General features: G+C 69.8%; 9 protein-coding genes. 4 read left to right on the forward strand and 5 right to left on the reverse strand.

Features of this window, described 5'->3' with window-relative positions; genetic code table 11:
* The first annotated feature begins 47 nt into the window (after positions 1-47).
* The 4 genes from K6I33_RS07285 (at position 48) to pknB (ending at position 6,669) form a co-directional block, all read left to right on the forward strand.
* On the forward strand, positions 48-1,571 hold the full coding sequence (locus tag K6I33_RS07285; RefSeq protein ID WP_229348988.1) for a PP2C family serine/threonine-protein phosphatase: 1,524 nt from the start codon (positions 48-50) through the stop codon (positions 1,569-1,571).
* 23 nt (positions 1,572-1,594) lie between these two features.
* Positions 1,595-3,013, forward strand: a complete 1,419-nt coding sequence (locus tag K6I33_RS07290) for an FtsW/RodA/SpoVE family cell cycle protein (RefSeq protein WP_229348963.1) — start codon at positions 1,595-1,597, stop codon at positions 3,011-3,013.
* Positions 3,010-4,461 (forward strand): penicillin-binding protein 2, encoded by a 1,452-nt coding sequence (locus K6I33_RS07295; RefSeq protein ID WP_229348966.1) that lies wholly within the window; start codon positions 3,010-3,012, stop codon positions 4,459-4,461. Before K6I33_RS07290 ends, K6I33_RS07295 begins: the two co-directional genes overlap by 4 nt.
* Before the next feature lie 162 nt (positions 4,462-4,623).
* On the forward strand, positions 4,624-6,669 hold the full coding sequence (gene pknB, locus K6I33_RS07300) for a Stk1 family PASTA domain-containing Ser/Thr kinase (protein WP_229348970.1): 2,046 nt from the start codon (positions 4,624-4,626) through the stop codon (positions 6,667-6,669).
* A 117-nt stretch (positions 6,670-6,786) separates the two neighbouring features.
* On the opposite strand, the gene K6I33_RS07305 is transcribed toward pknB, so the two are convergent.
* From K6I33_RS07305 to K6I33_RS07325, 5 genes are all read right to left on the reverse strand, one after another.
* Positions 6,787-7,512 (reverse strand): class E sortase, encoded by a 726-nt coding sequence (locus K6I33_RS07305; protein WP_229348973.1) that lies wholly within the window; start codon positions 7,510-7,512, stop codon positions 6,787-6,789.
* A gap of 30 nt (positions 7,513-7,542) precedes the next feature.
* Entirely contained in the window at positions 7,543-8,511 is a 969-nt protein-coding gene (locus K6I33_RS07310; protein ID WP_374283723.1) for a class E sortase, read from the reverse strand.
* Entirely contained in the window at positions 8,508-9,146 is a 639-nt protein-coding gene (locus K6I33_RS07315) for an aminodeoxychorismate/anthranilate synthase component II (protein WP_229348976.1), read from the reverse strand. Before K6I33_RS07315 ends, K6I33_RS07310 begins: the two co-directional genes overlap by 4 nt.
* Positions 9,143-9,340 carry a hypothetical protein gene (locus K6I33_RS07320; RefSeq protein ID WP_229348979.1) on the reverse strand — a complete coding sequence of 66 codons (198 nt, stop codon included), beginning with the start codon at positions 9,338-9,340 and terminating at the stop codon, positions 9,143-9,145. The genes K6I33_RS07315 and K6I33_RS07320 overlap by 4 nt, the downstream gene beginning before the upstream one ends.
* A 69-nt stretch (positions 9,341-9,409) precedes the next feature.
* Positions 9,410-9,933, reverse strand: a 524-nt coding sequence (locus K6I33_RS07325; RefSeq protein WP_229348982.1) for a class E sortase, incomplete at its 5' end; no start/stop codon positions are given.

Raw genomic sequence — 9,933 nt, forward strand, 5'->3', positions numbered from 1 at the left:
GCGTGGCTGGGAAGGGGCTGTACCCGGAGCCGACGGGCGAGGTGCGCATGAGTCTGTCACTGCGCTTCGCCGCCGGATCGCACAAGGGCATGATCCGGGAGGGCAACGAGGACTCCGGTTACGCCGGCCCCCGGCTGCTCGCCATCGCCGACGGCATGGGCGGCCAGGCCGCCGGCGAGGTCGCCTCGTCCGAGGTGATCTCCCAGCTGGTCGGGCTCGACGACGACGTCCCGGGCTCCGACATCCTCACCTCCCTCGGCACCGCCGTGCAGCGCGCCAATGACCAGCTGCGCGTCATGGTCGAGGAGGACCCCCAGCTCGAGGGCATGGGCACCACGCTCACGGCCCTGCTGTGGACCGGTCAGCGGCTCGGTCTCGTCCACGTCGGCGACTCCCGCGCGTACCTCCTCCGCGACGGTGTGCTCACGCAGATCACCCAGGACCACACCTGGGTGCAGCGGCTGGTCGACGAGGGCCGGATCACCGAGGAGGAGGCCACCACCCACCCGCAGCGCTCCCTGCTGATGCGCGCGCTGGGCAGTGGCGACCACGTCGAGCCGGACCTGTCGATCCGCGAGGTGCGGGCCGGCGACCGCTATCTGATCTGCTCCGACGGGCTCTCCGGTGTCGTCAGCCACCAGACGATGGAGGAGACCCTCGCCAGCTACCAGGGCCCGCACGAGACGATCCAGGAGCTGATCCAGCTCGCCCTGCGCGGCGGCGGCCCGGACAACATCACCTGCATCGTGGCCGACGTCCTCGACGTCGACGGCGGGGACACCCTCGCCGCCGAGTTCAACGACACGCCGGTGATCGTCGGCGCCGTCGCCGAGAACCAGCTGCACATCATCGACAAGCGGGCCATGCAGACCCCGGCCGGCCGCGCCGCCGAGCTGGGCCGGCCCGTGCCCTCGCAGGAGACGGCGCCCGGCGGCTTCGGCCCGCCCGGCAGCGGCGACCCGGGGATGGGCGGCATGCCGGACGGCGCCTTCGGCCCGTTCACGGACGAGGACTTCGTCAAGCCCCGGCGCAAGGGCCGCTGGATCAAGCGCTCGCTGATCATCGCCCTGGCGCTGGGCGTCGTCGGCGGCGGTCTGTACGGCGGCTACCAGTGGACCCAGACGCAGTACTACGTGGGCGCGAAGGACAACGACCACGTGGCGGTCTACCAGGGCATCAACCAGGACCTGGCGTGGGTGAGCCTGAGCAGGCTGTACAAGGACCACCCCGAGATCGAACTCAAGTACCTTCCGGTCGACCAGCGCAGTCGTGTCGTCGACACGATCGCCGTCGGCAGCCGGGACCAGGCCGTACAGAAGGCCAAGGAGCTCGGCACGCTCGCCGGCGCCTGCAAGAAGGAAGCCGAGCGGCACAAGGCCGAGCAGGCGCAGCGCGAGAGCGAGAAGCAGAACAGCGACCGCACCGGCGGCGGCACCGCCAAGGACGCGGCGAAGGAATCCGGCGAGGCCCGCTCCCACGCCGCCCAGGCCACCCCGGCGCCCACTCCGGGCCCCACCCTCAGCGAGGAAGAGCAGAAGTTGGTCCCGCAGTGCAGCAGCGCTCAGCAGTGAAGCCGTAGGGGGCCACCACCGCCATGTCAGCGATTTCACCCATTCCCAACTCCGGCAGCAATACGACGACCATCAGCACCGTGGGCGCGCCGAGCCGGCGCAACACCGAGCTGGCGCTGCTGGCCTTCGCCGTCATCCTGCCGTGCTTCGCCTACGCCAATGTGGGTCTGGCCCTCGACGGCGAGATGCCCTCCGGCATGCTCGGCTACGGCATCGGCCTCGGCCTGCTGGCGGGCGTCGGCCATCTGGTCGTCCGTAAGTTCGCCAAGTACGCCGACCCGTTGCTGCTGCCCCTGGCGACGCTGCTCAACGGCATCGGCCTGGTCATCATCTGGCGGCTGGACCAGTCGCCGCGGCTGATGGCCCGCAAGGTCTTCGCGCCCGCCGCGACCAACCAGCTGCTGTTCTCGGCGCTGGGCATCGCGCTGTTCGTGGCCGTCCTGATCTTCCTGAAGGACCACCGGATCCTCCAGCGCTACACGTACATCTCGATGGCGGTCGCGCTGGTCCTGCTGATCGCCCCGATGTTCTTCCCCGCCGTCTACGGCGCCCGCATCTGGATCACGATCCCCGGTCTGGGCTCGATCCAGCCCGGTGAGTTCGCCAAGATCGTCCTGGCGATCTTCTTCGCGGGCTATCTGATGGTGAAACGCGACGCGCTGGCCCTGGCCAGCCGCCGCTTCATGGGGCTCTACCTGCCGCGCGGCCGTGACCTCGGCCCGATCCTGGCGGTCTGGGCGTTCTCGATCCTGATCCTCGTCTTCGAGACCGACCTCGGTACGTCGCTGCTGTTCTTCGGCATGTTCGTCGTGATGCTCTACGTCGCGACCGAGCGCACCAGCTGGATCGTCTTCGGTCTGCTGATGTCGGCCGTCGGCGCGGTGGCCGTGGCCAGCTTCGAGCACCACGTCCAGGAGCGCGTCACCGCCTGGCTCCACCCCTTCGACGCCTTCAAGGACGGCAGCTCCGACCAGATCGCCCAGGCCCTGATGGCCTTCGGCTCCGGCGGGGTCTTCGGCACGGGCTGGGGCCAGGGCCACTCCGACCTCATCGGCTTCGCTGCCAACTCCGACTTCATCCTGGCCACGGTCGGCGAGGAGCTCGGCCTGGCCGGCGTCATGGCGATACTCCTGATCTACGGCCTGATCGTGGAGCGCGGCGTCCGCACCGCCCTCGCCGCTCGCGACCCCTTCGGCAAGCTGCTCGCCACGGGCCTGTCCGGCGCCTTCGGCATCCAGGTCTTCGTGGTCGCCGGCGGTGTCATGGGCCTCATCCCGCTGACCGGTATGACCATGCCGTTCATGGCTCAGGGTGGTTCCTCCGTCATCGCCAACTGGGCGCTGATCGCCGTACTCATCAAGATCAGCGACACGGCCCGGCGCCCCGCGCCGGCCCCCGCCCCGTCCCCCGACGCCGAGATGACCCAGGTGGTCCGCCCGTGAACAAGCCCGTGCGCCGGATCGCCATCTTCTGCGGTCTCCTCGTCCTCGCCCTGATGATCAGGGACAACTGGATCCAGTTCGTCCAGGCCGACGAGCTCAAGACGAACAAGCACAACCGCCGCGTCACGATCGCCCGTTACAGCCAGCCGCGCGGCAACATCATCGTCGACGGTCAGGCGATCACCGGCTCCCAGGAGACCGGCGGCATCGACTTCAAGTACAAGCGCACCTACAAGAACGGTGAGATGTGGGCTCCGGTCACGGGCTACAGCTCACAGGTGTTCGACGCGAACCAGATCGAGAAGCTCGAGGACAAGGTCCTCACGGGCGACGACGACCGGCTGTTCTTCAACCGCACGGTCGACATGATCACCGGCAAGGGCAAGAAGGGCGGTGACGTGATCACCACCCTGAACGCCAAGGCGCAGGAGGCCGCCTTCAAGGGCCTCGGCGACAAGAAGGGCGCGGTCGCCGCCCTCGACCCGCGCACGGGCAAGATCCTCGCGCTGGCCTCCACCCCCTCGTACGACCCGTCGACGATCGCCGGGGCCCAGGACAGCAAGGCGTGGAACGCGCTCCAGGCCGACAAGAACCAGCCCATGCTCAACCGGGCGCTGAAGCAGACCTACCCGCCGGGCTCGACCTTCAAGGTCGTCACCGCCGCCGCGGCGCTGGAGAACGGCCTCTACAAGGACGTCGACGCCAAGACGGACTCGCCGCTGCCGTGGATCCTGCCGGACACCCGCGTGGAGCTGAAGAACGAGGGCAACATCCCCTGCAAGGACGCCTCGCTGCGGGTCGCCCTCCAGTGGTCCTGCAACACCGTCTTCGGCAAGATCAGCGCCGATCTCGGCAACCAGAAGATGATCGAGGAAGCCAACAAGTTCGGCTTCAACAAGCCGGTCGACACGCCCGTGCGCGCCGTGCCCAGCATCTTCCCCAAGGACAACCGCCCGCAGAACGCGATGGCCGGCATCGGCCAGGCGTCCAACCGGGTGACCCCGCTGCAGATGGCCATGGTGGCCGCGGCCGTCGCCAACAACGGCAAGCTCATGGAGCCGTACATGGTCGACAAGCTGCGCGCGCCCAACCTGAACGTCATCGAGCACCACCAGCCCAAGCAGCTGAACCAGCCGATGTCGGCCGAGACCGCCCAGAAGCTCCAGAGCATCATGGAGACGGTCGTCGAGCAGGGCACCGGTAAGAAGGGCCAGATCAGCGGCGTCAAGGTCGGTGGCAAGACCGGTACGGCCCAGCACGGCGTCGACAACAGCGGCAACCCGTACGCGTGGTTCATCTCCTACGCGAAGACCGACAAGGGCTCGCCGGTGGCCGTCGCCGTCGTCATCGAGGGCTCGGACACCGTCCGCGACGACATCGCCGGTGGCGACCTCGCCGCCCCGATCGCGAAGAACGTCATGGAGGCGGTCATCAACTCGGAGAAGTGATCCGGCTCACTCGCCACGGCCGAACCACTCCTCCGTCTGTACCGGTCGTATATCGGGTGCCGGTGGCGCCCCGAAGGCGCCCGGCGCGCCGGGTACGGTATGCCGGACAGCACACCGCCGGACCCACGCCGGTGAGGTCAGGAACACGGAAGGGCTGGAGCTATGGAAGAGCCGCGTCGCCTCGGCGGCCGGTACGAGCTGGGCTCGGTGCTCGGCCGCGGTGGCATGGCCGAGGTCTACCTCGGGCACGACACCCGGCTCGGCCGCACCGTCGCCGTGAAGACGCTGCGGGTCGACCTGGCCCGCGATCCGTCCTTCCAGGCCCGGTTCCGCCGTGAGGCCCAGTCGGCGGCCTCGCTCAACCACCCGTCGATCGTCGCCGTGTACGACACCGGCGAGGACTACGTGGACGGGGTCTCGATCCCGTACATCGTCATGGAGTACGTCGACGGGTCGACGCTCCGCGAACTGCTGCACTCCGGCCGGAAGCTGCTGCCCGAGCGGACGCTGGAGATGACCATCGGCGTGCTCCAGGCGCTGGAGTACTCCCACCGGGCCGGCATCGTCCACCGTGACATCAAGCCGGCCAACGTCATGCTGACCCGCACGGGCCAGGTCAAGGTCATGGACTTCGGCATCGCCCGGGCCATGGGCGACGCCGGCATGACCATGACCCAGACGGCGGCCGTCATCGGCACCGCCCAGTACCTCTCGCCCGAGCAGGCCAAGGGCGAGCAGGTCGACGCGCGTTCCGACCTCTACTCCACCGGCTGTCTGCTCTACGAGCTGCTGGCGGTCCGGCCCCCGTTCATCGGCGACTCGCCGGTGGCCGTCGCCTATCAGCACGTGCGGGAGGAGCCGAACCCCCCGAGCACGTACGACCCCGAGATCGCGCCCGAGATCGACGCCATCGTCCTCAAGGCGCTGACCAAGGACCCCGATTACCGCTACCAGTCGGCCGACGAGATGCGCGCCGACATCGAGGCGGCCCTGGACGGCCGTCCGGTGGCCGCGGCGGCCGCGCTCGGCGCCATGGGCGCGGGCGGCTACGGCATGGAGGAGCAGCCGACCACCATGCTCCGGCCCCAGGAGCCGGGGCACATGGCCCAGACGTCGATGATGCCGCCGGTGGCCGACGGCGGGGGCTACGGCGGCTACGACAACGGCTCCCACGGCGGCCGGCGCGCCGCCGGCGGGAACGGCCGCAAGAGCAACCTCTCGACGATCCTGCTGGTCGTCGCGGGCGTGCTGGTGCTCGTCGGCGCCATCTTCATCGGCAAGTCGCTCTTCAGCGGCGGCGGCAACAACTCCAAGGTGACCGTCCCCAGCCTCATCGGCCAGACCCTCGCCGAGGCCAAGCGCTCCGGCGAGAACGGCGGCTTCAAGGTCACCGAGGGCGAGCAGAAGAACTGCGACCAGCCCAAGGGCAAGGTCTGCGACCAGACCCCCAAGGCGAGCACCAAGGTCGAGCGCGACAGCGAGGTCACGGTAACGATCTCCAAGGGCCCGGCCAAGATCGACGTCCCGAGTGTGATCGGGCAGTCGTTCGACAAGGCCAAGGCGCAGCTGGAGGGCCTGGGCTTCACGGTGACGCAGAAGCAGGAGGAGTCCACCCAGCCCGTCGGCACGGTCACCAAGCAGGACCCGGACGCCGGTGAGAAGGCCGAGAAGGGCACGGAGATCACCCTCACCGTGGCCGCCCAGGCGGCGAGCAAGACGGTGCCGTCCGTGACCGGCCAGCCCTACGACCAGGCGAAGAAGCAGCTCACCGACCTCGGTTTCGCGGTGAACCGCGAGGACGAGGACTCGGACAAGCCCGCCGGCACGGTCACCCGCCAGAGCCCCGACGGCAACACCTCGGCGCGGGCGGGCTCCACGGTCACCCTGTTCGTCTCCAAGGGCGGCGCGCAGAAGACCGGCGTGCCCGGAGTGGTCGGCCAGAAGCTCAAGGACGCCAGGAACGCGCTGACGGGCGCGGGCCTGAAGGTCGGCAACATCGCCGGCCCGCAGGACGACAACGCCCTGGTCCTGATCTCCGACCCCGGTGCCGGCACCCAGGTGCCCAAGGACACCCCGGTCAATCTGACGACCACGGCCGGCGCGCCGAACCCGGGCGGCAACCCCGGCGGTCAGCAGGGCGGCCAGCCCACCGGCAGCGACCAGGACACCGGCTTCTTCGGCGGCATCATCGGCGGCCGTCGCCACTGACGCCCTGGCGACGCCCGTAAGGCGCCCGCAAGGCGCCCGTAGGACAGCGTGAAGCCCCGGCATCCTTCATGGATGCCGGGGCTTTCCGCTGTCGTCTGTCGGCCCGTCAGGCGTCCTTCAGCGCAGTTCCTTGGGCGGGGTGCGCTTGGCGTCGACCTTCTCCGTGCGCTCCAGCTCGGCCCAGACGATGTAGCGGTAGTCGGAGGTGTAGACCGGAGTGCAGGTCGTCAGGGTGAGATAGCGGCCCGGGCGGGTCCTCCCGGACTCCTTCGGCACGGAGTCCAGGACGTCGACGTTGAAGCGGGAGGTCTCCTTGAGGTCGGCGTAGACCTTGTAGACGTACCAGGTGTCGCGGGTCTCGAAGACGACCGGGTCACCGACCTTGATCTTGTCGATGTTGTGGAACTTGGCGCCGTGCCCGTCGCGGTGGGCGGCGAGGGTGAAGTTGCCCTGCCGGTCCCAGGGCATGCCCGCCTTGACGGGCTCGCGGTAGAAGCCGGCGACGCCCTCGTTGAGGACCTTGCCGCCGGTGCCGGGCTTGACCAGCACCTCGCCGTTCCGCATGGCCGGGACGTGGAGGAAGCCGATGCCGTCCTTGGTGTCCAGCGCGCCCGGGCCGGCGGCCGAGGCCGGGGCCTTGGCCCAGTTGTCGCGCACGTGGCTGCCCTGGCGCTTGGCCTCTCGGTCGGCGAGGACGTTCGTCCACCACAGCGAGTAGGCCACGAAGAGCGCCATGATCACACCCGCTGTGATCAGCAGCTCGCCTATGACGCCGACCACGGCGGCGATCCGCCTCCGCGTCAGGTCCTGTCGCTGTGGCTCGTCGCCGCCGGTCCGTGCCACCGCGCCCGTACCCCGTTCTCCGCTGTGCCGTCACTCCACGAGCGCGTCCGGTTTTCCCTTGCTCCGGGGCCGCTCGTCGACCATCTTGCCCCACACCACCATGCGGTACGTACTGGTGAACTCCGGGGTGCAGGTGGTCAGCGTGATGTAGCGGCCGGGCCGGGTGAAACCGGAGCCGGCCGGAACGGGGTCGATGACCTTGGTGTTCGCCGGGGACGTCTGATCCAGACGGCTTGTCATCTCATAGGTGTAGAAGGTGCTCTGCGTCTCCACCACGATCTTGTCGCCGGTTTGCAGCCTGTTGACGTAGCGGAACGGTTCGCCATGGGTGTTGCGGTGGCCCGCCAGCGCGAAGTTGCCGGCCTTGTCCCAGGGCATCGCGGTCTTGAGGGATCCGGTGGCGTAGTGGCCGACCATGCCCCGGTCCAGTACCTGGTGCTTGCCGACGCCCTCGGCGATGGGGGCCTTCACATCCAGCTTGGGGATGTAGATGATCGCGAAGCCCTGGCCCGGGGAGAACTCCCCCGCGTCCCGGGCCGCGCCCTTGTCCCAGCTGTTCCGCAGGTCCTTGGCGGCGCCGCCCGCCTGGCGGTGGGCGATGACGTTCGTCCACCACAGCTGGTAGGCGACGAACAGCAGCATGACCACGCCCAGGGTGATGAACAGCTCGCCCACGACCCGGCTGGCTATCACCCCGGGGCTGTCCCTGCGGGCGCGTGCGGCCCGTTGGGCGGCGCGGCGGCGCTCCGCGCGCCCGCCGGTCACCACCGGCCGCTCCGGCTCCACCCGGTGCAGCGTCATCGTCGAGTCGTCCTCGGGCGGCAGCGGCTGGGCGGCGGCCCCGGGGGCGTACGCACCGGAGCCGTACGCCCCGGTGCCGGACGGCTCGGAGCCGTACGCCGCGCCGGATCCGTACGTCGCGCCGGTGCCGTACGTCGTCTGCCGGGGGACCTGCTCGGGGGCCCGCAGGGGGTCCGGTTCCGGGCGGAGCGTGGTCACGCCCCGGCCTTGCCCACCACCGGGGCGAGCCCTGCCGACCGTTCCACCGCCCCCATGTCACCGCAGGCGACCAGCCAGTTGGCGAGCATGAGGTGGCCCCACTCGGTGAGCACCGACTCCGGGTGGAACTGCACCCCCTCGACCGGCAGATCGCGGTGGCGCAGGCCCATGATCACCCCGGTGTCGGTCCAGGCGGTGATCTCCAGCTCGTCCGGCCATTTGTCGCGCTCGGCGGCCAGCGAGTGGTAGCGGGTGGCCGTGAAGGGCGACGGGAGGCCGTGGAAGACGCCCTTGCCCTCGTGCGTCACGGGGGAGGTCTTGCCGTGCAGCAGTTCGGGCGCCCGGTCGACGACGCCGCCGTAGGCGACGGCCATCGACTGCATGCCCAGGCAGACGCCGAAGACCGGCACTCCGGTGTTGGCGCAGTGGCGCACCATGTCGATGCAGACCCCGGCCTCCTCGGGCGCGCCCGGGCCGGGCGAGAGGAGGACGCCGTCGAAGCCGTCCTGGGCGTGCGCGGGCTCGACCTCGTCGTTGCGGCGTACCTCGCATTCGGCGCCGAGCTGGTAGAGGTACTGAACGAGGTTGAAGACGAAGCTGTCGTAGTTGTCCACGACGAGGATGCGTGCGCTCACCGGGTCACCGCCACCGTTCCGTTGCTCACCGGCATGCCGTTGTCGACCGTGACGTCGTTGAACGGCAGCAGCGGTTCCGCCCAGGGGAAGACGTACTGGAAGAGGACGTAGACGACCGCCAGCACGAGCAGGAGCGAGATCAGCGCCTTCACCCCTGCGTTGCCCGGCAGATGACGCCAGATCCAGACGTACATGCTCTACCCACTCGCCGATGATTGGATGTTTGGGCACCAGACTAAGGGTCGGCACCCCGGCCGCGGGGGTCAGCCGGACAAAGCGGCGGGCCTGCCGGCGGAGACCGGACGGGTCTCGGCCAGACGGCCCCAGACGATGAGCCGGTGGCTGTGCCCCCACTCCGGTTCACAGGTGGTCAGGGTCAGATAGCGGCCCGGCTCCCGGTATCCGGAGCCGGCGGGCACCGGGTCGATCACCGCGACGTCGGTGGGCAGCGTCCGGCGGGGCCGGGCATCGACGCGGTAGGTGAACCAGGTCGTCCCGTCGTTGATCACCACCGCGTCGCCGGGGTGCAGCTCGTCGAGGTCCTTGAACGGGTCGCCGTAGGTGCGGCGGTGGCCGGCGACGGCGAAGTTGCCGGTGCCGCCGGGCGGCGCGGTGCCCGTGTAGTGGCCGAGGCCCCGTTTGAGCAGCTCGGTGCCGGTGCCTTCGAGGACGGGCTTGGCCCAGCCGGCGCCCAGGCGGGGGACGTACATCACGGCGAAGGCCGTTCCGGGGCGCCGGCCGGCGGCCGGGGGCGCGGGGGATGTGTCCGCGCCGTCCCCGGTGGCGG

Source organism: Streptomyces sp. UNOB3_S3 (genome assembly GCF_020740895.1).
Taxonomy (GTDB): Bacteria; Actinomycetota; Actinomycetes; order Streptomycetales; family Streptomycetaceae; genus Streptomyces.